At 63.2% G+C, this 23,217-nt stretch carries 21 protein-coding genes, 1 tRNA gene and 1 pseudogene; 8 read left to right on the top strand and 15 right to left on the bottom strand.

Features of this window, described 5'->3' with window-relative positions; translation table 11 throughout:
* Positions 1–246: 246 nt before the first annotated feature.
* Together CR492_RS18930 and CR492_RS18925 are read right to left on the bottom strand one after the other, a co-directional pair.
* The gene (locus CR492_RS18930; protein ID WP_146030331.1) at positions 247–1,854 is read right to left on the bottom strand and encodes a hypothetical protein; all 1,608 of its coding nucleotides are present in this window, start codon (positions 1,852–1,854) and stop codon (positions 247–249) included.
* Between the two features lie 377 nt (positions 1,855–2,231).
* Entirely contained in the window at positions 2,232–2,555 is a 324-nt protein-coding gene (locus CR492_RS18925; protein ID WP_102845280.1) for a hypothetical protein, read from the bottom strand.
* A gap of 811 nt (positions 2,556–3,366) precedes the next feature.
* Between CR492_RS18925 and CR492_RS18920 the strand changes: the two genes are divergently transcribed.
* The 5 genes from CR492_RS18920 (at position 3,367) to CR492_RS18900 (ending at position 8,148) form a co-directional block, all read left to right on the top strand.
* Positions 3,367–4,554, top strand: coding sequence for a PA0069 family radical SAM protein (locus CR492_RS18920; protein ID WP_102845279.1), 1,188 nt, complete (start codon positions 3,367–3,369; stop codon positions 4,552–4,554).
* A 56-nt stretch (positions 4,555–4,610) separates the two neighbouring features.
* Positions 4,611–6,653, top strand: coding sequence for an excinuclease ABC subunit UvrC (gene uvrC, locus CR492_RS18915; protein ID WP_245412174.1), 2,043 nt, complete (start codon positions 4,611–4,613; stop codon positions 6,651–6,653).
* An 81-nt stretch (positions 6,654–6,734) separates the two neighbouring features.
* Positions 6,735–7,331 (top strand): CDP-diacylglycerol--glycerol-3-phosphate 3-phosphatidyltransferase, encoded by a 597-nt coding sequence (pgsA, locus tag CR492_RS18910; RefSeq protein ID WP_102845278.1) that lies wholly within the window; start codon positions 6,735–6,737, stop codon positions 7,329–7,331.
* Positions 7,332–7,372: 41 nt separating this feature from the next.
* Positions 7,373–7,624, top strand: coding sequence for a molybdopterin converting factor subunit 1 (gene moaD, locus CR492_RS18905; protein WP_102845277.1), 252 nt, complete (start codon positions 7,373–7,375; stop codon positions 7,622–7,624).
* Between the two features lie 14 nt (positions 7,625–7,638).
* Positions 7,639–8,148, top strand: a complete 510-nt coding sequence (locus CR492_RS18900; protein ID WP_102845285.1) for a molybdenum cofactor biosynthesis protein MoaE — start codon at positions 7,639–7,641, stop codon at positions 8,146–8,148.
* A gap of 5 nt (positions 8,149–8,153) precedes the next feature.
* Here CR492_RS18900 and CR492_RS18895 read toward each other — a convergent pair whose 3' ends face one another.
* The 12 genes from CR492_RS18895 to CR492_RS18840 all read right to left on the bottom strand — a co-directional run bounded on the left by CR492_RS18895 (position 8,154) and on the right by CR492_RS18840 (position 19,802).
* Positions 8,154–9,497: an MFS transporter gene (locus tag CR492_RS18895; RefSeq protein WP_102845276.1), complete on the bottom strand. Its 1,344-nt coding sequence runs from the start codon at positions 9,495–9,497 to the stop codon at positions 8,154–8,156.
* A gap of 103 nt (positions 9,498–9,600) precedes the next feature.
* Positions 9,601–10,641, bottom strand: a complete 1,041-nt coding sequence (locus CR492_RS18890; RefSeq protein WP_146030330.1) for a hypothetical protein — start codon at positions 10,639–10,641, stop codon at positions 9,601–9,603.
* 225 nt (positions 10,642–10,866) lie between these two features.
* Positions 10,867–11,268: a hypothetical protein gene (locus CR492_RS18885; protein ID WP_146030329.1), complete on the bottom strand. Its 402-nt coding sequence runs from the start codon at positions 11,266–11,268 to the stop codon at positions 10,867–10,869.
* A gap of 127 nt (positions 11,269–11,395) precedes the next feature.
* Complete coding sequence (locus tag CR492_RS18880) at positions 11,396–11,971, bottom strand: chemotaxis protein CheD (protein WP_102845273.1); 576 nt, start codon at positions 11,969–11,971, stop codon at positions 11,396–11,398.
* Positions 11,968–12,357, bottom strand: coding sequence for a response regulator (locus tag CR492_RS18875; RefSeq protein WP_102845272.1), 390 nt, complete (start codon positions 12,355–12,357; stop codon positions 11,968–11,970). The genes CR492_RS18880 and CR492_RS18875 overlap by 4 nt, the downstream gene beginning before the upstream one ends.
* Before the next feature lie 41 nt (positions 12,358–12,398).
* Positions 12,399–13,433 (bottom strand): protein-glutamate methylesterase/protein-glutamine glutaminase, encoded by a 1,035-nt coding sequence (locus CR492_RS18870; protein ID WP_102845271.1) that lies wholly within the window; start codon positions 13,431–13,433, stop codon positions 12,399–12,401.
* A complete protein-coding gene (locus CR492_RS18865) occupies positions 13,430–14,332 on the bottom strand; it encodes a CheR family methyltransferase (RefSeq protein WP_180982622.1) in 903 nt (300 codons plus the stop codon). Before CR492_RS18865 ends, CR492_RS18870 begins: the two co-directional genes overlap by 4 nt.
* Positions 14,329–14,814: a chemotaxis protein CheW gene (locus tag CR492_RS18860; RefSeq protein WP_102845270.1), complete on the bottom strand. Its 486-nt coding sequence runs from the start codon at positions 14,812–14,814 to the stop codon at positions 14,329–14,331. Before CR492_RS18860 ends, CR492_RS18865 begins: the two co-directional genes overlap by 4 nt.
* Before the next feature lie 4 nt (positions 14,815–14,818).
* Positions 14,819–17,089: a chemotaxis protein CheA gene (locus tag CR492_RS18855; protein ID WP_102845269.1), complete on the bottom strand. Its 2,271-nt coding sequence runs from the start codon at positions 17,087–17,089 to the stop codon at positions 14,819–14,821.
* Positions 17,090–17,161: 72 nt separating this feature from the next.
* Positions 17,162–17,527: a response regulator gene (locus CR492_RS18850; protein ID WP_102845268.1), complete on the bottom strand. Its 366-nt coding sequence runs from the start codon at positions 17,525–17,527 to the stop codon at positions 17,162–17,164.
* Complete coding sequence (locus tag CR492_RS18845) at positions 17,524–17,859, bottom strand: STAS domain-containing protein (protein WP_102845267.1); 336 nt, start codon at positions 17,857–17,859, stop codon at positions 17,524–17,526. The genes CR492_RS18850 and CR492_RS18845 overlap by 4 nt, the downstream gene beginning before the upstream one ends.
* Positions 17,859–19,802 (bottom strand): methyl-accepting chemotaxis protein, encoded by a 1,944-nt coding sequence (locus tag CR492_RS18840; RefSeq protein WP_102845266.1) that lies wholly within the window; start codon positions 19,800–19,802, stop codon positions 17,859–17,861. Before CR492_RS18840 ends, CR492_RS18845 begins: the two co-directional genes overlap by 1 nt.
* Before the next feature lie 786 nt (positions 19,803–20,588).
* Here CR492_RS18840 and CR492_RS18835 point away from each other — a divergent pair.
* The 3 genes from CR492_RS18835 (at position 20,589) to CR492_RS21245 (ending at position 22,228) form a co-directional block, all read left to right on the top strand.
* Complete coding sequence (locus CR492_RS18835; protein WP_102845265.1) at positions 20,589–21,374, top strand: hypothetical protein; 786 nt, start codon at positions 20,589–20,591, stop codon at positions 21,372–21,374.
* 242 nt (positions 21,375–21,616) lie between these two features.
* Positions 21,617–21,693, top strand: a tRNA-Met gene (locus CR492_RS18830).
* Positions 21,694–21,949: 256 nt separating this feature from the next.
* Positions 21,950–22,228, top strand: coding sequence for a hypothetical protein (locus CR492_RS21245; protein WP_245412172.1), 279 nt, complete (start codon positions 21,950–21,952; stop codon positions 22,226–22,228).
* Between the two features lie 54 nt (positions 22,229–22,282).
* Here CR492_RS21245 and CR492_RS21545 read toward each other — a convergent pair.
* Positions 22,283–23,170 (bottom strand): annotated as a pseudogene (locus CR492_RS21545) (recombinase family protein); the annotation flags it as partial.
* Positions 23,171–23,217: the final 47 nt, after the last annotated feature.

Raw genomic sequence — 23,217 nt, 5'->3', positions numbered from 1 at the left:
ACAAACGGCTCGAAGAACGCCCACTCCTCGTCGCTCATCATGTCCCGAATCAAAGCCGCCTCCCTGAGAAAGCAACGTTGAATCACCGAAAGCCGGGACTGGGAATCTTATTTGTCAACAGGACCTAGACTGGCGTCGATAGGCAAATATAGACGTTCTCTCCCAGCCGTTCGGGCGACCCGCGCGCAGAGCGCCGCGGCCCTCAACGTCGGGCGCTACGCGCCGGTCTCAATGAGCCCTCGATCCTCAATAGACGAAATAGATCGGGTTGCCGCCGAGCAACGTCGACACGGTCCCGGAACTGGTCCCGCCGACGCCGTTCCCCATCCAGTCATATTTCGTGTACGATCCGACCGGGATCGTTAGATTCGCCGACGTGCTGGCGCTCCAATCCCAAACCGTCAAAATGGTCCTTCCGCCTCGTGTGAATTTGTAGCCGAGCTGTGATCCAGTTAGGCCCGAGACCGCGCCTGCAGTCGTCGATCCATCGAGCAGGTAGGTCATCGCGGCATAGGCCGCTGCGGCAGGCTTTGGGCCTACCCTTGGCGTTCCGAACTGGACCGCGTCGCTCAAATTATAGAAGAGGCCGTAGCGCGCACTCGCGTCCGAAGGCGTGGCGTCCCAAAAGTCGGCGACGTAGAACATGAAGTCGAGCTTGAAGCCCTCGCCAAGGACGATAAGCGTCTGGCGGATGTTCGCCTGAGCCTGTTGCAGCAATCCGTATTGAGCCGAGTCGTAACCATGCTCGGTGCCGATGAATGGCATGGCTGCGCCCTTGGCCGCGGCCGCTTTGGAAATCTGCCCGCGGATATCTGTGATGTACCCGTGCGCCTCCGGCGGAAAACCGGGAGTCGCGTAGGGGTGCATCGAGACCGCGTCGATGTAATTGGCGAGGCCGCCAGCCCACATTTGGCTCATTTGATCGACAGAACCGTCGGCGCTCTTGCCTGCGACGAACAATGCCGGGCCGGCGACGATCGCCTTCGGATCGGCTGCCTTGATCGCCGCGTAAGTCGTCGAATAATACTGGACAAGCTGTTCCGACGCGCCCTTGAAGCCCCAGCTCATTTGAGGCTCCCAGGTGATCTGGTAATAATGGTTTGCTTGCGCCGGATAATCCGCGGCGACGGCCGACGCCAATGCTGAAGCGAAATTGGCCAGATTGGCGAGGTTCGCACCAGACAGGGCGCTGAATGAAGTCGAGGCTCCCTTTGTCGGGGCGTCGACCGCCCAGCTTGGCAATGAAGCGATCGTCACCCAAAACACCGAATAAGTGCTCCATGGAGAGCCGCCAAATGTCACGGCGGCAACGAGCGGGTCTTTGGGGGGGTGCTGACGCCCGGCGGCCACCGCTGCGGCCCTATCGGCCGCGAACTGCCCCGGATTGTTAGGTTCGAACGCTGTCCACCCGCCGCCGGCCGCCTGCACGTAGCGAACGCCTAGAAGCGGGATGACGGCGCCCATGCCAGCGCTAAATCCGCCCTGCAGACCAAAGCGCGCGCCTGCCTCGCCATAATCTACGCGCGTCGCCGGGTCCGGCACGATGGCGTAGGTAAGGACCCCGGCTGGACGCGTGCCAAGACGGCCGTTTGTTGCGCCGTCGGGCGCCGCCACCTTGACCTCGAAATAGCCGAGGCGGCTGGCCGGCGCGTTGAAAGTCGCCCCGCCATAGCCGCCCCGATCGGTCAGGATCGAGAGCGGAAGCGTCGCGACTTTCGCGCCGAATTCGTCACGGATGGCCGCCGTCAAAACAAAGGCTTTCGACGCGCTCGCCCCCGTCACTGAGACCGTGATCTCAACAGGCTGGCCTAGCACATAAGTGCTGTTGTTCGCAGCGCTCGTTTCAGCCCTCACCGTTCCGTAAGGCGACGCAAACAGGTTTGCAGAGCTCTTGAGGAGGACGCACGCGGCCCCAACGACCGCGAGTGCTGCGACCAAAGCAAGGCGCGCCTTCATCTATGGACGCCCCCTACTGGTAAAATCGTCCGCGAAGGAGCCGGCGGTCCGCAATGGATGATAGGCGCTATTGTCATGATCCAAGGCGTCGTTATCCAAGGCGTCGTTGCGAATGGCCGCGCCGCCAGTCGGAGCGCCCGCTCAAGCGACGCATTCTATCGCCCTTCCCTGTCAAATCTCAGCTGCTCAAGCCGGGCTGACAAGGAACCTTCCGGCGCGCGCGAAGGCTTCGTCCGCACCGGGAAAATCGAGGTTCAGATCTGTCGTAGACGACCTTATCTGGCCGCCTCACTGCGCGACCGTTCGCTCATGGCCCGGCGCAGGTCCGCGCGAAGCGGATCGCACACCGGCGGCGGATTGGCGCCGCCCTGATGTGTGGCGACGCAATCGCGCCAGCTACGAAAGGCTTGCTGATAGGACAAGGTAGAGCTGGCGGACGAGCCCCCGGAGACGCCCCCTTGCTGCGCCGTATCCTTGCCAATTGTTCCGGTGACATCATCCGTCTCGGTCGCCGGGGCGGCGTGCGTGGTGACTTCCGCCGCCGCCGGCAGGGCGTAAGCAACGAGGCCGAATAAGACAGCAGCTCCAATTTTGTTCATGTCTTGTCTCTTCATTTTATTGACCCAAAGTCCAAACCCGTCTTATGCCCTCATCCTTGAGCCAGGCGTTCCGCTTGCTGTCCAAAAACAACAAAATGCGCCAAAGGCGCGATAGCGAAAACAAAGCCAGCCGGATGAGCCGTCGAGGCTATCGTTTAGAATCCGCGACAAGGAAGGGATTACCTCAGGCGCGAACTCATATCACAGACATTCATCTATTTCCAAAGCAAATTATTATGAATTCATGCCACAACCAAGAGTAGAAAGCCGAATACTCTGTAAAACACGGCCTTGATCTATGTCATACATGAACAATTATCAATTCTCATCCCACGATAGGCCGTCATTTCCTATTAAAGTCCTGCGGCGTCGCTTTCGCCGAGTGCGTTACACATTTAAGGGACAGATCGGCGATTCCAAGGCAGCACCTGCCAAATTAGGAGCAATTTGAGGCGAGTCGTGTGCGATTTTGCACATGAAACGCTCAAAATGCGACTAGCCGCTTCGTTTCCTGCGCGACACTGAGCCATTTCACCGGTGAACAAGCCTTTTAGACAATTACCGCGGCTTGCGCTGGATTTCAATAAAACAGCACTTTTATGCTTAAGGTTATTTAATGATGACATTAATACTTTTTTGATATTTCTCCATCGTCCCGATGCATCCGATTCTCCCAAAGTTGCGCTGGCAGCCGCCCCGGCCCATCCACGCATTTATCCACAGGCGCATTGACGATCCCACTTTTGTTCTCTATATGTTCCTAACAAATTCTTTCCCCATAACCGTCAATAGGCGGAGTCAGAAGGCGGCGATGGCCGAAGCCGAAAGTGTGAAAGGCAACGCGAAGCGCCCGGTCAATTCTGCCGCCCCACTTTCCCCCGGAGTAAAGCCGAGGGCGAGGCAAATATCGCCGCGTCGCGAACCGGAGTTCGCGGCGCCCCTTGTGGCCCGACGCGGACGCGGCTCCCTGACAAATGCCAGCGGGCGCTTCGAGGCGGAAGAGCGGCTTCGCGAGCATGACGGCTGGTCCGCAGACGATGAAATCGAGCCGCTGCGAACGATCGTCGTCGAGGAGCGCGCCAAAACCATCATCACGCGAAATGAGTCGCCGGATATTTCATTCGACCGTTCGATCAACCCCTATCGCGGCTGCGAGCATGGCTGCGTCTATTGTTTCGCTCGCCCGACGCATGCTTTTCTCGGCCTGTCTCCGGGCCTTGACTTTGAAACGCGGCTTTTTTCCAAGACCAATGCGGCCGAACTGCTCGAACGGGAATTATCGGCGCCATCCTACCAGCCGAAGACGATCGCGATCGGCACGAACACCGACCCCTATCAGCCGATCGAGCGCACCCAGCAGGTGATGCGCGAGATCCTTGGGGTTTTGTCACGAACCAGTCACCCCGTCGGCATCGTCACCAAATCGGCGCTTGTCACGCGCGACATCGACATTCTGGCGCCGATGGCCGAAAGGGGACTCGTCAAGGTCGCTTTGTCGGTGACGACGCTCGACCCGGCGCTCGCACGCAAGATGGAGCCTCGGGCGAGCTCTCCCGAACGCAGGCTCGACACGATCCGTCGGCTGTCCGACGCCGGCATTCCAACCGTCGTGATGACCGCGCCGATTATTCCAGCCATCAATGACGCCGAGATCGAAGCGATCCTCGAGCGGGCCAAGGCTGCGGGGGCGCGCGAAGCGGGCTACGTCATGCTTCGCCTGCCGCTCGAACTGCGTGATCTCTTTTCGCAATGGCTGATGGTCCATTATCCGGACCGGCTCCGGCATGTTCTGTCGCTGGTGCGCTCGACGCGGGGCGGCAAGCTCTATGATTCGACCTTCGGCAAGCGAATGACCGGAGCCGGCCCCTACGCCTGGATGATCGGGCGCCGCTTCGAGGCCGCCGCCGCAAGGCTTGGCCTCGCCAAAAGCCGCACGCCGCTGCGCAGCGACCTGTTCCTGCGTCCGGCGCGGCAAGGCGAGCAGCTGCAGCTTCTCTGACGCTCCCGCGCTGCGACGCCTTTCCATGCGGGGCCGTAACGCATAAATCTGCGCGAATGGTCCCAACTGACAAAAACGAACCCGCACCGGAGTCGCCGCCAGGCACCGATAGCCTGTCGCCGCCAGAGGCCGACTTCGCCGTCGCGGACGGCGAGGACGCTGAGATCCAGGATTTCGCCGAGCTCGACCTGCCCGAGGAGGACGCCGCCCCCGCCTCGGTGCGGCGCGGCGCGGCCGTCATCCGCAGCTTCTGGCGCCAAGCGCCGCAAGGGCCCGGCGTCTATCGCATGATCGCCGCCGACGGAGAGGTGCTCTACGTCGGCAAGGCGAAGAGCGTGCGCAAGCGAATCGCCAGCTATATTCGCCCGCTCGGCCACAACAACCGGATCGCGCGGATGATCGCGCTGACCGCCTCGATGGTCTTTATCTCGACCGGCACCGAGACGGAAGCGCTGCTGCTCGAGACAAATTACATCAAGCAGATGAAGCCGCGCTTCAACGTGTTGATGCGCGACGACAAGTCGTTCCCCTACATTCTCCTGACCGGCGACCATGCGGCTCCGCAAATCCTGAAGCATCGTGGCGCGCGCAATCGAAGGGGCGACTATTTCGGCCCCTTCGCCAGCGTATGGGCGGTCAATCGCACCATGAACGCGCTGGAGCGCGCCTTTCTGCTGCGCTCCTGTTCGGATAGCTATTATGAGAACCGCACGCGGCCATGCCTGCTGCACCAGATCAAGCGCTGTTCGGCGCCCTGCACCGGCGAGATCGACCCTGCCGATTATCGCCGGCTGGTCGGCGAGGCGCGCGATTTTCTCTCCGGCAAAAGCCGGGCGGTGCGCGACCTTCTCGCAAGTGAAATGACCAGCGCTGCGGATGCTCTTGAGTTTGAGCGCGCCGCGCGCCTGCGCGACCGCATCGCCGCCCTCTCCGCCATCCAGGGCGCGCAGGGCGTCAATCCGAAAACCGTCGAAGAGGCGGACGTCTTCGCGATCGTCGAGGAAGCTGGACAGTTCTGCGTCGAAGCCTTCTTCTTCCGCACCTACCAGAACTGGGGCAACCGCGCCTATTTTCCGCGCGCCGACAAGTCCCTGACCTCGCCCGAGGTGCTCGACGCTTTTTTGGCGCAGTTCTACGCGGACAAGCCGGCGCCGCGATTGATCTTACTCTCGCATGAGATCGAGAATGGCCCCGTGCTGAGCGAGGCTTTGTCCCAGCGCGCGGGGCGCCGGATCGAGATCGCGCGGCCGCAGCGCGGCGAAAAACATGATCTCGTCGAACATGCTTGCCAGAACGCCAGGGAGGCCATGAGCCGCCGCCTGTCGGAAACCGCCTCGCAGGAAAAGCTGCTCGCGGCGCTCGCGGCGGCGCTCGGCCTCTCTGTCCCGCTGCGGCGGGTCGAAATCTACGATAATTCGCATATCATGGGGACGAATGCCGTCGGCGCCATGGTCGTCGCCGGCCCCGCCGGCTTCATGAAGGCGCATTATCGCACTTTCAATATAAGAGGCGAGGATCTCACTCCGGGCGATGATTACGGCATGATGCGCGAAGTTTTGCGGCGCCGCTTTTTGAGGCTCGCCAAGGACGAAGCAGCGGCGGACGCGCCCGCGACCCGCGACGATGATGAAGACATTTTCCCGCAGCGCCCGGATTTGATCCTGATCGACGGCGGCCAGGGTCAATTCGACGCCGCCAACGCCATTCTCGATGAATTATCCGTGACCGGGGTCGCCGTGGCCGGGATCGCCAAGGGCGTCGACCGCAACGCCGGCCGCGAAAGTTTTTTCATCGCAGGCAAGACGCCGTTCCGGCTGTCCCCACGCGATCCCGCCCTCTATTTCGTGCAAAGGCTGCGCGACGAGGCGCACCGTTTCGCGATCGGGACGCATCGCGCCCGACGCAAGAAGGAATTTACCCGCAGTCCGCTCGACGAGATCGCCGGCGTTGGCCCGGCGCGCAAACGCGCCCTGCTGCACGCTTTCGGCACCGCCAAGGCGATTTCAAAGGCAGCCCTGTCCGACCTCGAAAAGGTCGCCGGCGTCAACGCGGCCACGGCGCGGCTCGTCTACAACTATTTCCACGAGGGCGGCGGCTAAGATTGACGATCGACAGTTAACCGGCCCCGATCGCGCTGCCGCGCTATTGACGTGAAGTTTCAGAGGTTGTTCCCTCGCACCATGGCGATCACAACGATGACGAGAGGTCCGGGGCATGCCTGGAGCGTGCCGAACCTTTTGACCTATGGACGGGTCGTCGCCGTGCCGATCGTGGTCGGCTGTCTGTTCTGGTCGGAAATTCATGCGATGCGCTGGATTGCGCTCGGCGTCTTCGTCGCGGCGGCGATCAGCGATTTTTTCGACGGCTATCTCGCGCGCAGATTGTCGCAGCAATCCGCCCTTGGCCGTATGCTCGACCCGATCGCTGACAAGCTTCTCGTGTCTGCGGTCTTGATGATGCTCGTCGCCGACCACACGATCGCGAGCTATTCGCTGGCGGCCGGCGTCGTGATTCTCTGTCGCGAGATCCTCGTCTCGGGCCTTCGCGAATTTTTTGCCGAGGTCAAAGTCTCGATTCCGGTGAGCCGCATCGCCAAATGGAAGACGACGCTGCAGCTGGTCGCGCTTGGCTTTCTCGTCGCCGGCCCGGCCGGGGACGCCGTGCTGCCGCAGACGACCGAGATCGGCCTCGTTTTGTTCTGGTTCGCCGCCCTGCTGACGCTGTATACCGGCTGGGACTATCTCAAGGCCGGCATCAAGCATGTGACCGAGGATTGAGGCGCGAAGGCCGGCCAAGGGGTGAGAATGGGATCGAATCGATGAAGGCGCTCTATTTCGCCGGGGTGCGCGAGACGATCGGTCTCGCCGAGGAAGAGATTTCACCGCCGCCGGACGTTGTGACCGTCGGCGACTTGATGGCCTGGCTTGGCCAGCGCGGCGAGGGCTATGCCGACGCTTTCGCTGAGGAGTCGTCGATCCGCGCCGCGTTGGACCGCACCCACGCGTGGCCTCATTCGGCGATCGCGGGGACGCGCGAAATCGCCTTTTTTCCGCCGATGACGGGCGGATGACGCAGGATGCGAAGATGAATCCTCGCGTCGCCAAGCCTGACGTCTCGGCGGCCGTCCGGGTCGAGGCAGCCGCTTTCGACGTTGGCCGCGAAATGGCGCTGCTGACGCGGGGGCGCACCGATGTCGGAGCAGTCGTCAGCTTCACCGGCCTCTGCCGTGATGAAGACGGCGCGCTCGCGACGCTCGAAATCGAACACTATCCGGGCATGGCGGAGGACGAAATCGGCCGGGTCGTCGAAAGCGCGCTAAAGCGTTGGCCGCTGCAGGGCGCGCTTGTCATCCACCGCTATGGGCGCATCGCGCCGGGCGAGCCGATCGTCCTCGTCATCACTTTGAGCCGGCATCGCAGCGCGGCTTTCGCCGCCGCGGAATTCTTGATGGATTATCTCAAGACCGCCGCGCCCTTCTGGAAGAAGCAGCGTCTCGTCGGCGACAGGCCGGATGGCGGCTGGGTCGCCGCCAAGGCCGAAGATGACGCCGCGACCGCAAGATGGCGCCTGCCCGATGCGCCTGCGCGGGATTAGCAGGCTTATATCTCGCGCTTCCGCGTAAAAATTTCGGTGAGCCAGAAGCAGAAGGCGAGAAGCGAGAAGGCGCCGCCCGCCGCGCTCGCCAACGGCCAGCCGCCGCGCGCGTATGCGAGGGTTGAGAGCGCCGAGCCCAAAGCCCCGCCGAGGAAAAAAGCGGCGATGAACAGGCCGTTGAGGCGCCCGCGCGCCTGAGAACCCAGCGCAAACAAGGCGCGCTGGCTCAAAATGAGATTGGCGGAGACGCCCATGTCAAGGATCAGCGCAGCGGCGGCCAGCAGAGGGAGCGATCGGAATGCGCCGCCGGCCCAGGCGACGCCGAAAGAAAGGACCACCGCGCCGATCGCCGCTCCCGTCATCAGCCTGACGCCGCCGCGATCGGCGGCGCGGCCGGCAATCGGCGCCATGATCGCGCCGCCCGCCCCGAGCAACGCAAATAGCGCGACGCCCTGCTGCGTCAGATTGAAGGCGGGGCTGAGCAGAAGCAAGGGCGAGGCCGTCCAGAACACGCTGAAAGCGGCGAACAGCGGCGCCTGATACGCGATCCTCTGCCGCAGCAAAGGCGTGTCCCGCAGCAGGCCGAACAGCGAGCGCAGAATTCCAAAATAGCTGAGCGAGGCGAGGGGGCGGAAAGTCGGCAGCCCCTTCAGCGTTGCGAACGACAGGCCCGCCATGAGCGCGGCCGACATGAAGAAGATAGCGCGCCAGTTCAGCCAATGGGTAAGAAAGCTCGACATCGGCCGCGCGAGCATGATGCCGGCCAATAGGCCGCTCATGACGTCGCCGACCACTCGGCCGCGCGTGTCCTCGCTCGCCAACTGCGCAGCATAGGGAACGATGATCTGCGCCGAAACGCAGGCAAGCCCGAGCAGCAGCGCCGCCGAAAGACCGGCGGCCGCAGTTGGCGCCAGCGCAAATCCCGTCAAAGCAACGACGGAACCGGCAAGACAAAAAGCAATGAGTCGGCGGTTTTCGAACACGTCGCCAAGCGGCACGATGAGAACGAGGCCAAGCCCATAGCCTATCTGCGTGAAAGTGACGAGGAGGCCGACAGCGGATTCGCTCATGCGAAGATCGGCGCCGATATTGGCCGCGATCGGCTGAGCATAATAGAGATTGGCGACGATAAGCCCGCAGGCCGCCGCCAGAAAAAGGGTCAGGCAGCGCGTCACGCGGCAAGGTTTCGGCGGCGCGCAGCGCAGGCGCGGAGCGGATAAAACATTGCGTCGCTTTAGCCTGACCTGCCGCAGCGGCGCAACAGCTGTTTTAGCGCCTCGCCCAACGATCGCGTGAACATTGAAGCTGGAGCACAAAGCTCCAGCCGATAGCGTCACGCTCCTAAGCATGGCGGACCCGGTCACGTTTCGTGCTTTTGGATTGATCAAAATCCGAAATCATCGTGATCCGGGTCGGGGAAGGAGCGCGTCGCGCGCTTCAATCGCCTAGCGTTTACTGCCCTGGAAGAAAGGTTAAAGTCAACGTCTGGCCGCCGAGACAAACCGTATTGGGCTGATATTTGTTTTCGGGCGGATCAAACATCGGATAGAAATAGGCGTTGAGGCAGGCTGGCGTTCCAGAACAGGTGGCGTCGGGATTTCCGCAATTGGCGGGATAATTCGCCGATCCATATTTGCCGCTCGTCGGACCCTGGCAGGCGTAGACCGGCTTGCTGCCGCAGGAGACCGAAACCGGCAGATTGTAGGAAGCGCCGCCCGTGTTGGCGCATTGATTCAGCTTCCAGAGATCGTCCGTGCATGTTGATGGAATGACGCTGATGTCAAACCAGACGCAATACCCCTTGTTGAAGCATCCCGGATTGCTACCCGGCTCGAAAATGGTCTCGACCATGGTCTGATGATTGGCCTGCGCATTGTAGCAATCCGCTGGCGGCTGATCGAGGGCAGCGCAAAATCGCGACGAAACTGCGTTGTTGTTGACTTTAGCGGTGCATGTGACGCCTTTGCGGATCATGACCCCGCCGGTGGAGCTGGCGCTGCCGGCGCTGCTGGCGGGGGCCAATTTTTCGCACCCGCCGCCCCAAGTGATCGGGCCCTGCTTGTGGTTGCTTGTCGTGAAGCTCACAAAGATCGAAACGTCGCGCTTGTTGGTTATCTTGACGACGCTATTGGCGCCGGCGACATTGCCCGGGCTGCATGTTTCCATCGCCACAGCCTTGAGTTGCGGATCCGTAATGGCGGTCCGCTGTCCTGTCGATTGATCCTCGAGCATTGGTTCGGTGACTGGAACGCTTGACCCGTCCCCCGGACAGACCAGCGTCAGATCGGCTGCATGAGCTACGTCTGGAATTGCGCCAAGAAGCGTGACGCCAAACAAGGCGAGCGCGGCGATTGCCGGCCGCGCACACCATAGGCCGCTCCGCGCGCAATCGAACAACAGCACGGCGCGCAGAGTTTTCAACCACCGCTTGATAAGTAGAGTCCTGACGTCATAAAAGCAGAAAGCCATCATTGTCGGAAATCTCATTCGCATTGATTTGTACTCCCCGCGTCTGATCTTGAACATTCGATTCTTGAGACGCTGACGCCCGTTGGATGGCTGAATGCCCCCGCTGTGCGGCCGCCGCATTGTTGACGGCATTGTGAAGAATCGTCCATCGAATTATTCAGCTTTTAAACACAACTCGATGTTGTGTAGAGGTATGAGATGTCATTTGGCGCGTGATGCTTGCCTGAGCCTGACGCCATCGCCGCAGCCCTAGAACAGATCAAGGTCTCCTCGTTCTGCGTCAACAGCTCCGCCGCCGTCTTTCGAAAGTGTGAGGCGCGCGGCGAGTTCCGCGAGGGTCAAGCCGCGCGCGGCGGCGCCGGCGTCGATGCGATATTGCTCCGGCGCGAAGCGCGCAAGGCCGGCCAGAAAATCGGCCAGCGCGTGGATCTTCTGCCTTAGGTGATCGAGATCCTGAATCTGGCGCAGAAAGCGGGGATCGCGGCGCGCGGCCTCAAGGATCGGCGGACCGACCATCTGTTCGAAATGCCCGAGGCGCCCGGCGAGTTGCGCAAGCTCATGGCTGACCTGCGTCAGCACATCGCCGAGGGGGGCGTGTGGAGGCTCCCGCCCGTTTGTCTCAGCTCTCTGCTCGCGACCCTGGTGCGCCATATGCAAAAATCCATTGCGATCGGATTGATCGGCCTTCGATGGGCGCCTTCGGCTTCGGGGCCCGGCGCTGTGTCCAATGGCCGGATCAAGTCGACCGGGCCGACGCCGGTTGTTGCGCCGCCAAGGCTCAAAAGAACTCGACCGCCCTTTGGTCCTGCCCCCTGCGCGGGGCGACGAATTGCGGACGGGGCGCCTCGCTTGCGGCGAGAAACACCTGCCTGGCGCGGCCGTTGACGGGCCAGAACTGGACGCGCCGGCCCTTGTCCCCGCCAAAGCTCGCCCCGACGATGCGTATGCCTTCATGTTCAAGAAAGCGTTTGGCGAAGCTCGAATTGCGCGCGCCGACGTCCGCCAGCCCCTCCATCGTGCGGGCCCCGCCGAACAGTTTGGCCTCGAGTAGGTCGCGCCGCGCGCCGCGCTGCAGCAGCCCATTGACGAGCAGCTCCATCAGATGGACGGCATAAGGATCGTCGCCCCGGCGCGGCGCCTGGCGCGCATCGTCTTGCGCTTCAGCCCCCGGCAGAAGAAAATGATTCATTCCGCCGACGCCAGCCATCCGATCGTAGAGGCAGGCGGCGACGCAGGAGCCGAGCAGGGTCGTCAACATCACGTCCGTCTCATCGCTGACGTAATAATCGCCCTGGATCAGATGAATGCGGCGCTCGCCGGCGCCGACCTCGCTGCGTCGCGCGGCGTCGGTCATTTCAGCTTCCCCACGACGGCTTCGATCTGGGACTTCAAGACGGGAATGGTGAAGGGCTTTGCGATCACATTGTTGACGCCGAGCTTGCCGGCCCGTTCGACCAGCTCCTTGTCGCTGCGGCCGGTGAGAAGGATGAAGGCCGCCTTCTTCGTCGGCTCGTAGGAGCGCACCGCCCGCAGAAAGGCGAGGCCGTCCATCTTCGGCATGTTGAAGTCGGAGATCACGAGATGGGGATGCTTCGCCATGACGACTTTAAATCCCTGCTCGCCATCGGCGGCCATTTCGATGTCGGATACGCCGAGCTCCTGTAGACCGCCGCGGATCAGCAGGCGGCTGGTCAACTGGTCGTCGACGATGAGCACGCGCAAGGCGGCTGCGAAAGGCATTAGGTTTCTCCTTGTTTCTCGGCGGGCGCAGCCGACGGAACTTATGCAGCGGAAGTGACGCGCAGGATCTCCGACGCCATCGTAGCGAGCGAAACCTGCTTCTGGGTTGCGCCCAACTCAAAGGCGATCTTCGGCATTCCATAGATGAGGCATGAGGATTCGCTCTGGCCGAAGGTCGGCGAGCCGGCGCCGCGCATGGCGAGCAGCCCCTCGGCGCCGTCGCGGCCCATCCCGGTCAGGATGACGCCAACGGCCCGCGCGCCGAGCGCTTCGGCGACAGAGTTGAACAGCACGTCAACCGAGGGCCGATGTCCGTTGACGGGCGCGCCCGTGACGAGGCGGCAGCGCGGCGGAGCGCCCGGCTCGACGCGCAGATGCGCGGCGCCGCCCGGCGCGAGATAGACGACTCCCGGCGCCAGCGGCGCGCCGTCATAAGCCTCGCCGACAGAGGGTCGGCACAACCGGTCGAGACGGCCGGCGAAGCTTTTCGTAAAGGCCGCCGGCATGTGTTGCGTAATCACAGTCGGCGGCCCGTTTTCGGGAAATTGCGAGAGCACCGTAATCAGCGCTTCGACGCCGCCGGTGGAAGCGCCGATCGCGACGATCCGGCCATCGCTGCGATAGGGCTGACGCTCGCACGCCCGCAGCCGGGCCGATTCGCCGCGCGGCAAGCGCGCGCGCCCGCGAAGCCCCGCCGCGGCTTTGACCTTGGCGATCAGCAAATCGCCAAATTGCTCCTGCTCGCCGCTGCCGGGCTTGCCGACGCAATCGAAGGCGCCCATTTCGAGCGCGGCGATCGCCGCCTCCGCGCCCGCGGCGGTGAGGCTCGAGACCATGATCACCGGCGTCGGCCGCAGCCGCATCAGTCTGTCGAGAAAGTCGAGCCCGTTCATCCTCGGCATTTCGACATCGAGGGTGATCACGTCGGGATTGGTCGCCTTGATGGCGGCGCGCGCCTCGATCGGGTCGGCCGCCTCGCCGACGATCTCGATCGCCGGATCACGCGCGAGCAGCATCCGGATCAGGCCTCTGACCGTGGCCGAATCATCGACGATGAGAACGCGGGCGGGATTCATGACAGCGCTCCCTGTTTCAGCCGGTAGAGGGTGATCCCTTCGCCGGAAAAGGCCTCGGCGGCCGGCCCGAGCAGCCGTTCCGAATGGCCGATATAAAGCCGCCCGCCCGGGGACAGCAGGGGCGGAAAGCGGCTCCAGAGCTGCATCTGCGCGTCTTCCTCGAAATAGATTGCGACGTTGCGGCAGAAGATCGCCTGGAACTGCCCCTTCATCGGCCACGCGCCGAACAGATTGAGCTCGCGGAAAGCGACGAGATCGCGCAGCTCCGCGGCGACGCTCAGTCGCCGCTCCGAACCGCCCTCGGCGACCGGGTTCAGCCAGCGCTCGCGCAGCCGCGCGGGAACGTTTTCGGCAAAATGCTCCGCATAGATTCCGCGCTCGGCCTCGGCGAGCATATTGGGGTCGATATCGCTGGCCAGAACCTTGACGTCGTGGCGACAGGCGTCCGGCATGAGCGACAGGATGACCATCGCCATGGAATAAGGCTCCTGCCCGTTCGAGCAGGCGGCCGACCACAGCCGCACGCGCCCGCCGCGCCGCGCGGCGTCGATCAGCGGCGGCAGCACGATTTTTTCAAGATGCTCGAAATGATGCGGCTCGCGGAAGAATTTCGTCACATTGGTGGTGAGCGCGGCGAGCATCTTCTGGCGCTCGTCGAGACCGTCCCGTCCCTTCACATGCACGCAATAGGCGCGAAAGCTCTCAAGGCCGAGCGCGCGCAGCCGCTTCGCCAGCCGCGAATAGACCAGCGTCGCCTTCGACTCCGGGAGATGGATTCCCGCGTCCTCATGCAGCATCGCGGCGATCTCGTGGAAATCATCGCGCGAGAGCATAAATCCGCCGGGCGTCAGGATTGCGCCCGATCGCGAGGGCCAGTCGGCGCGCTTTATCTGGCTCATGCGGCGTCCCGCTCGGACAGCGGCAGGACGTGATCGAGCGCGATCTGGCTGATCATCCGCTTGTCGATGGCGAGCACGCCGCGGACGAAGCTCTTCGCCATTTCCGATGCGACATCCGGCGTCGGCTGCAAGAGATCGTCAGTCACCGTCAAAATGTCGGACACAGCGTCGACGAGAAGGCCGACAACCTGGCGCCCGATCTGCGCGACGATGATGACGTGGCGGGCAGTCGGCTCGGCCGGCGCAAAGCCAAGCCGCGCCGACAAATCGACGATCGGCAGCACCGCGCCGCGCAGATTGACGACGCCGCGCAGGAAGCCCGGCGATTGCGGCAGCGCCGTCGCCGGCGTCCAGCCGCGAATTTCGCGCACCGACATGATGTCGACGCAAAATTCCTGTGCGCCGATGCGGAAGGCGATGAGTTCTCGGGCTCTGGCCGGATCGGGCGCGCGCCGGCTGGAATTGGTCTCGGAGTGGGTCATGGATTTATCCTGCTGCTGCGAGTAGATGCGCGTCCGAGTCGGCGCGCGACGAGGCGACTATGGCGTCGACGTCGAGGATCAGCGCGACGCGGCCGTCGCCGAGAATGGTCGCCGCCGCGATGCCAGGCACATGCTGGTAGTTGGCTTCAAGACTTTTGATCACGACCTGACGCTGGCCGAGAATGGCGTCGACCAGCATGGCGTTGCGCGCGCCGCCTTCGGTTTCGACGAGCAGCGCGACGCCGGCGAGCGGATCGGCGTTGTCGGCGCGATAGCCAAGTTCGCGGCCGACGTCGATCAGCGGCGTGAACTGGTCTCGGATGGCGATGACCCGCGCGCCGCCGCCGAACTCATGCACGTCGGCGACCTTCGGCTGCAGCGTCTCGACGATCGCCGTCAGGGGCACAACAAGGGTCTGGCCGCCAACCGTCACCACCATGCCGTCGAGCACGGCAAGCGTCAGCGGCAGGCTCATCGTAAAGGTCGATCCGCGCCCCGGCCGCGACTGGATCGAGATGCGGCCGCCGAGCGCCTGGATCGAGCGGCGCACCACATCCATGCCGACGCCGCGGCCCGAAATATCCGAGATGGCCGCGGCCGTGGAAAAGCCCGGCAGGAAGATCAGATTGTCGATTTCATCGTCGCTCAGCGCCGCATCCGGCGCGATCAGCCCCTTGTCCGCGGCAATCGCTTTCACCCGCGGGCGGTCGATGCCGGCGCCGTCGTCGCTGACCTCGATGACGATGCGCCCGGAGCGATGCAGCGCCGACAGATGCACGACGCCCTCCTCCGCTTTGCCCGCCCGGACGCGCACGTCGGGCGTCTCAAGGCCATGGTCGATGGCGTTGCGGATCATATGGGTCAGCGGATCGGCGATGCGTTCGATCACCGTCTTGTCGACCTCGGTGTTCTCGCCGTCGGTGACAAGACGGACTGCCTTGCCGGTCATCGCGGCGACCTCGCGCACGAGGCGCGGCATACGCTGGAACACCGATTTCACCGGCTGCGCGCGGATCGCCATGACGCTGTCCTGAATCTCGCGCGTCAGCTGCTCCAGTTCGTCGAGGCCAGTCGCAACGCCGGAGGCGCGCGCCAGACCCTCCTCGAGAACGCGCTGCGCCAGCATCGCCTGATTGATCACGAGTTCGCCGACAAGATTGATCAGCCGGTCGACCCTTTCGAGATCGACGCGGATCGAGGGACCTGGCTGATCGCCCTTGGCCGCCAGATCGCTCTTGCCCGGATCGATCTTGACCGGGTCGCTTTTTGCCGGATCGCTTTTGCCGATCGAACCGACGCCGTCCCCGGTATCGGATCCTTCGACTTGCGCCGGGCTAAAATTCTGCCGCGCCGACGGCGGGGTCGCGCCTGCCGCGCTCCGTGCGTTCGCCTCTTCGAGCGCCGCCCTCTCCGCCTCGACGCTCGCCTGAAGCCGTTCGACCAGAGCCGAGATGTCGACGCCATCCCCGGCCGGCTCATCGGTCTCCTCAGCGATATCCAGATCGCAATCCCATTCGACGAATTCGAAGATCTCGCGGACGCTCGACTCGTCACATTCGGTCGACAGGGTGATGAGAAAGGTGAGGCACGCGCCTTCGGGATCGAGATCCGGCAGGAAAGGCAGCTCCGAGGAGTCGCAGACGATGCTGCATTCGCCGAGGTTCGACACTTCGCGCAACAGCAGCGCCGCCTCGTTGGCCTTGGCGTAGAGCGCGGGCTTTGGCCGGAAACGGATCCTGAACAAGCGCGGCGCCGCGGCGGGCGGCGCATCCATCTCGTCGAACATGGATTCATCCATGAGGATCGGCCTGAAGACGATCTCGTCGTCGGCGCAGTCCGCAGCCCCATCCGTCTCCTTGACGATGGCGGCGGCGCCGGTCTGCTGCATTGACGCCGGATCGAACGCCCTTAGCTCGGCTGCGAGCGCGGCGAAGCGCTGCGGCTCAAGGTTCGTCTCATCCCGCGTCGCGCGCACCAGATCGGCGAGGGCGTCGCTCGCGCGCAGCATGACCTTGAGCAGGTCCGGCGAGGGCGCAAGCCTGCCGGCGCGCAGATGGTCGAGCGCGGTCTCGAAAATATGGGCGAAGCGCACGAGGTCATCGAGGCTGAAGGCGCCCGCGCCGCCCTTGATCGAATGTACGGCGCGAAACACGGCGTTGACCGTCTCAGCGTCGCCGTCGCCCTCGAGAATCGCCGTCAGCCCCGATTCCAGCTCCGCAAGCTGTTCTTCGCATTCCTGGAAGAATGTTTGCTTGATCGCCGCCATCGCATCCATTGAAAGGCATCCTTTTTCGAAATGGGTCCGGGGCCGCTTCGATCAGCCCGCGCGAAACAGCCGACGCCGCGATCAGCTTGCAACGCGCCGGACGGCCGCGACGAGTTTGATGGGGTCGAAGGGTTTGACGATCCAGCCCGTCGCGCCGGCGCGGCGGGCGCGCTCTTTCTTTTCGGCGTCGCTTTCGGTCGTCAGCACGAGGATCGGCACCGCGCGGTGGCGGTCGTCGCCCCTGACGCCTTCGATGAAGCCGAAGCCGTCGAGGCGCGGCATGTTGATGTCGGTGACAATCACATCGGGCTTTTCGCCGGCCAGAACCTCGAGGCCGTGCATGCCGTCTTCGGCCTGCACCACGCGGTAGCCGGCGTCCGACAGCGCCAGCATCAGCATGTCCCTCATCGTTCGCGAGTCATCGACGGTGAGAATTGTCTTCGTCATTTCGTAAATTCCTGATCCGTGAGGTCTTCAAGCGCGACGCCAAAGCGCCGCAGGCCGTCGACGAACTCTTGCGAGGCGTCGACAATGGCGAGGGGAAGCTCGTCGGCTTTCCAGGTGATCGCCGCGGACATCAGCGCCTGCAGGCATTGCCCGCCGAGACGCTCGACGCGCGAGGCGTCGACCAGCAGTTCATCGCCGCGGCAGGCGAGCAATTCGGCGACCAGCGGCGAGGCCGCCTTGAGGTCGAGCACCGCCGGCAGTTCGACGATGCGCGCGCGCCGGGGTTCATGCGCCGCCTTCGACGGCGCGCTGTCGTCTTGCGCCTGCGGCATCAGAACTCCTCCCAGCTGTCGTCGGCGGGAGCGGCGTCCGGCTTGCGCGCCGCGCCGCCGCCCTTGTGCCCGCCAAGGGTCTTCAGCGCCGGCCGTGCGATGCGCGCCGCCGGCGCCGCGCGTTTGGTCTTGCCGCGGAACTGTTCGACATTGGCGGCGGCGCCGACCTCAAACATGGCGACGAGGCGGGCCAGCTCCTGGCTCTCCTGGCCAAGCGCATGCGCCGCAGCTGTAGTCTCTTCGACCATCGCCGCGTTCTGCTGCGTCATCTGATCCATCTGGTTGACCGCCGTGTTGACCTGATGCAGCGCGGTCGCCTGCTCCTGCGCGCTCGCCGCAATCGAGGCCACCACCGTGTTGATCTCGGCCACCTGCGTCACGATCCGGCCGAGCGCCTTGCCCGTTTCGCCGACAAGATCGACCCCTTGCGCCACCTGCGTCGTCGAGGCCGAGATCAGGCTCTTGATCTCCTTCGCCGCCTCGGCCGAGCGCTGCGCCAAAGCGCGCACCTCGGAGGCGACCACGGCGAAACCGCGCCCGGCGTCGCCCGCGCGGGCCGCCTCGACCCCGGCGTTCAGCGCCAGCAGATTGGTCTGGAAGGCGATCTCGTCGATGACGCCGATGATCTGGCCGATCTGACGCGAGGACTTCTCAATCTCGCCCATCGCATTGATCGCCTCGCGCACCACCTCGCCGCTGTGGTCGGCGTCGGCCTTCGCCGCCGAAACAACGCTCTGCGCCCGCAACGCGCCCTCGGCCGTGTTCTTCACCGTCGCCGTGATCTCGTCGAGCGTCGCCGCCGTCTCCTCAAGGCCCGCCGCCTGCTGCTCCGTGCGGCGTGACAGATCGTCGGCCGCAGAAGCGATCTCGCCGCTCCCCGACGCAATCCCGTCCGTGTTCGACCTGACGCTCGCCAGGGTCTCCTGCAAACGGGCGACGGCGGCATTGAAATCGGCGCGCAGCTGCGCGGTCTTCGGCGCGAATTCGGCTTCGATGCGGAATGTCAGATTGCCGCTCGCAAGCCGCTCAAGCCCCTCGCCAAGACTGTTGATGGCGACCTGATCCTGCCGGGCCTCCTCGGCGAGGAGGGCCGCGCGCGCCTCGTCCTCCTTTTGCCAGGCCTTGACCGCTTCCGCATCAGCCGCATCCCGCTTGACCTTCTTCAGCGCCGCCGTCTTGAAGACCTGCACGGCGTCGGCCATATCGCCGATCTCGTCCCGACGCCCGACGCCCGGAATTTCGACGCTGCTGTCGCCGCCGGCGAGCTTTTGCATGACCGCGGTGATCGCCGTTACCGGACGCCCGATGATGCAACTCATCCACCAGCCGGTAAGGAGCGCGGCGAGGAAAGTCGCAAGGCTGCCGATGGCGACCGTCAGGGTCAAAAACCGGCGCAGCGCGTCGAAATGCGCCTGCGCCTCTTGCGCCTTGGCCGCGACCTTCGTCCGCGCCTCAACGGCGGCGGTCTTCAACGCCTTCAAGATGGCGGCGCCGCGATCGGAGACGGAAAGCTCCAGCGCCGACCGCGAATCGGGATTGTCCCGCGCTAGCCGCATGGTCTCGTCGCCAACCGCGCTGCGGAACAGCGCGCCGGCCTCATCCAATTTATCGAGGAGGGGGAGCACATCGGGATCGCCGGCGGCGTTGCGGCGCGCATCAGCAAGATGATCGGAGAAGGCTTTGACGGCTTCCCCATACACGCCCTCGAAACGATCGGCGCGCGTCAGCGCAAAGCGGACGGAAACGCGCGATTGTTCATGCGCGGCGGCGCCAGTCAGATCGACGTCGTCGAGGAGCTGCTGCGTCCGCTGAGTGAGGCCCGCTTCCGCCTCGAGCGTGATCAAAGCGGTCCAGAGCGCGCCGCTCATCAAGACGACGGCGAGGAGAACACAGCCGAAGCCGATGGCAAGCTTGCGGGCAATCGTCAAGTTTTCAAGCGTCATGTCAGCCTCAGAATGCGCGCCCAATGGCTTAAAGGCGTACGCGGGAGCAAGAATCGGCCTGTAAAGTCGTATTAAAAGCAGCGCCGCGTGTTGAAGACTATGTGTCCTGCAAAATATTGAATAAAAGATCAACGAACATGCTTTTTATACATATTTGCACTTTTAACTATTTAAATTTATAAACATATATTATAATTGCTGCAATTATATGCACATTTTTTCCATGATTTACTTTATTTCTCGGCTAAATATCCGCCGCCATCGGTCGCCACACGCCGCGAGCGGTGAATTCGCAGTCCCGGCGCGAAACAAAATCTCGCCAGACGAGTTCGCCACGAAATTACCGTTTTGTCAGACGGGTATGGAACAGCACGGCAGTCGGCGATGTGGTCCGCCTGTTAGGCCAGTTTTACGAACTCGGACGCAAAAACTGAGCATCTTCGGGCGATCGGATCGCTGCCAGCTCGCCGGCGATCGGCTCGTCAATATTGACTCGCATGGTCGAACAAAGCGGATCGCCTTCACGAAGGCGCGATTCTTGGCTGTTTAGAACATCTGCGGCATATACTGAATTGAAAGGCGCCGCTTGCAATGATATGCCTGCTTCTCAGGGTGAATCACTATTGGCCTCCGCAAGAAAACGAAGCGCGTTATTTTCGAGATTGCCGCCAATTTGCCCCGCCCGAGCTGACGCAACAGTCTGTGGCTTCCCTCGGCGCAGAATACTGCTCTCTCCCCGCGATCAGGCGTGCGGAGATTATTTAGACGCATTACTATGGAAATCGCATGAAACATTCGCCGAAACCCTTTGCGGTCGAGATCAAGAAATCTCGGCGCGCTCCCGCTTTGCCCCTTGAACCCGTTGCGAAACAGCGGGCGGATTTCAGCGGACCCGCGCAAGCGCCGCTCGAGAAAGATCGCGTCGCCTTCAGTCCCATGAGCGGTGATGATTTCGCCGTTCCTGCCTTTTTGCAAACGGACAAGCCCGCCGCGCGCCCCACCGTTGACTCATGGTCGAAGGAAGCCGAGCAATTGTTCGGGCCGAAACCCGTGGCCGAGACGAGCCCGGAGCCCGTCGAGGCGCGCGCCCGCCCGCGCATTCTGCAAAGCCTCATCCCCGCGGAAAATCCGTCGGCGGCCGCCGACGAGGTTGCCGCCGCTACGCGCTCCAGCGGAGCGGGCGCCAGGACGCCGCGCCCAAGGCGCGAGTCGGCGCTCGACGAGCGCGCGAATCAGCAGCGGGGCAAACCCGGGCGGCGCGCCAAAGGCGAATCGGACGCCAATACCGAAGCGGCCCGCAAAGCGGCCAGCGTCGCGTCCCAGGGCGAAGTAAGCCTCGAGGCGAAACGCGAGCCAAAGCGCAGAACACCTTCCGCCTCGGCTGCCCTTCCCGCCCAGCGCGCGCCGCAGGTCACGCCAGGCCGATCTTTCGTCAAATCGCCCGCCGAAAGCGTGAAGGATAACCCAGAGGGGCCGCCGCGCGTCTCTCTGGCAAGGCTTGGCCGCGACGACGCCGCAGCCCTGCCGCGCGGGCAGCATTGGAAACGCAGGCTTCATCCGCGCGCCTGGTAGCAAGCCCCTTGCGCGGCGCGATTCCAGCGCCGCGCCGGCCCGCGAGGCGGCTCTTGCGCCGCAGCAAGCCTCGACGAAATCATGAGCGTTTTGCGAAAGATTTTTGAAATTCTGCGCGGCGGGAACCTCGGAATTGGTCTGCTATCTGGATCTAACCCTTTATTTTTACTTCTGTTTTATACGCAGCGGCCCTCGGTCATTTGAAGGCTTCCCATTCGCGGCTGACGCTGCTACACAGTCGGCGCGGGGTGGAGCAGCCCGGTAGCTCGTCAGGCTCATAACCTGAAGGCCGCAGGTTCAAATCCTGCCCCCGCAACCACCTTTACCGAACGAACGAACTCTTCGTGAACCGCCCCTTCGGTTAGGGTGCCGACTTCAGTATGATGCGCCAGATGGACCATTCTGGGGAGGTCGCCGACAAGCTCGACTTCGAGGATGCCTTCTGCGGTCGGCCGGAAGATCACCTGATCGATTAACGAGCGGATGATGTCGACGGCCTCAGTGCGCGTGGATTCTTCTTGCAAGAGCGTCTGCAAAGACGCGACTTTTTGCCGGTAAGCGTCGGCGAGATTGGGATGGAACCGCACCGGCTCGTCCTGAAATCCCGCGCGGTCCTCCGCGACCTTGCGCATACGTTCCTCGAAGGCTTCCAACTTCGTCTGTACAGTCGGACCTCGCAAATCCCCGGACGCTACGGCGTCCAGCAAATTATCGATCCGACGCTCGAGATCCATCTGTTCACGCGCGAGCAATTCGCGCCGGTGATTGCGATCGCGACGACATCGATTGACCTCCTCGTTGAAGGCTCGGACAAACTCGCTGACGAGATCGGGGGCCATCAGCTGACGCTGTAGCGCATCGATGATCCAGGTCTCGATTGCGCTTCGACGGACGCTCCCGCGATTGCTGCATGTTCCCTGCCTACGGGCGGCTGAGCAGGCGATATAGTCCTTTCCGATAGGCGATGCGGCCCCGCCGCAAACGCCGCAAACCGCTTTTCCGGTCAGTAGATGGCGAGGACGACGGTGGGTCCAGAACTCGGTCGCACGCGCCTTGGCAACCGGGCCGCTGGTCCTGATGGCGACGAGCCGCTGCTGAGCGCGGTTCCAGAGTTCATCGTCCACGATTCGCAGGCCAGGCGCATCGCGACGAATCCACTCCTCGGGCGGATTGAGCCGCGAAACCCGCCTTCCCGTCGTGGGATCCTTGCTATAACGCAATCGATTCCAGACGATCCGGCCGACGTAAAGTTCGTTGTGGAGAATGCCCGTGCCGCGTAGAGCATGTCCGCGGATCGTGGTGTCGCCCCAAGGGCGGCCGCCTGACCCAAGCATCCCTTCCCTGTTGAGCTCGGCTGCGATCCGGCGTGGACTTTTTCCAGCAGCGAAGTCTGCAAAAATGCGACAGACCACCGCTGCCTCAGCTTCGACGATCTCGCGGCCGCCGCGCTCGTCGTTCGGGCTGCGGGCGACCGCGTAGCCATAACAAAGGCCGCCGCCCGAGCGCCCCTTCTCGATGCGTCCGCGCAGCCCGCGGCGCGTTTTGTCCGCAAGGTCCTTGAGGAATAGCGCGTTCATCGTACCTTTCAGCCCGACGTGTAGTTCGCTGATTTCGCCCTCCGCGAGCGTCACGATGCGGACGCCTGCAAAACTCATGAGCTTGAAAAACGAGGCGATATGCTCCCGATCACGGCTGATGCGATCGAGCGCCTCAACGAGCACGATGTCGAACTCGCCCTTCCGCGCATCGTCGAGGATCTTCTGATAACCAGGACGCAGATTGCTGGCGCCGGACATGCCGCGATCGGCAACCCGTGCTTTTGATAGGCGCACCACGTCGCCAA

Source organism: Methylocella silvestris (assembly GCF_002891535.1).
Classification (GTDB): Bacteria; Pseudomonadota; Alphaproteobacteria; order Rhizobiales; family Beijerinckiaceae; genus Methylocapsa; species Methylocapsa silvestris_A.
The sequence above is the reverse complement of the archived record's forward strand: the minus strand, read 5'-3'. Positions and strand labels throughout refer to the sequence as shown.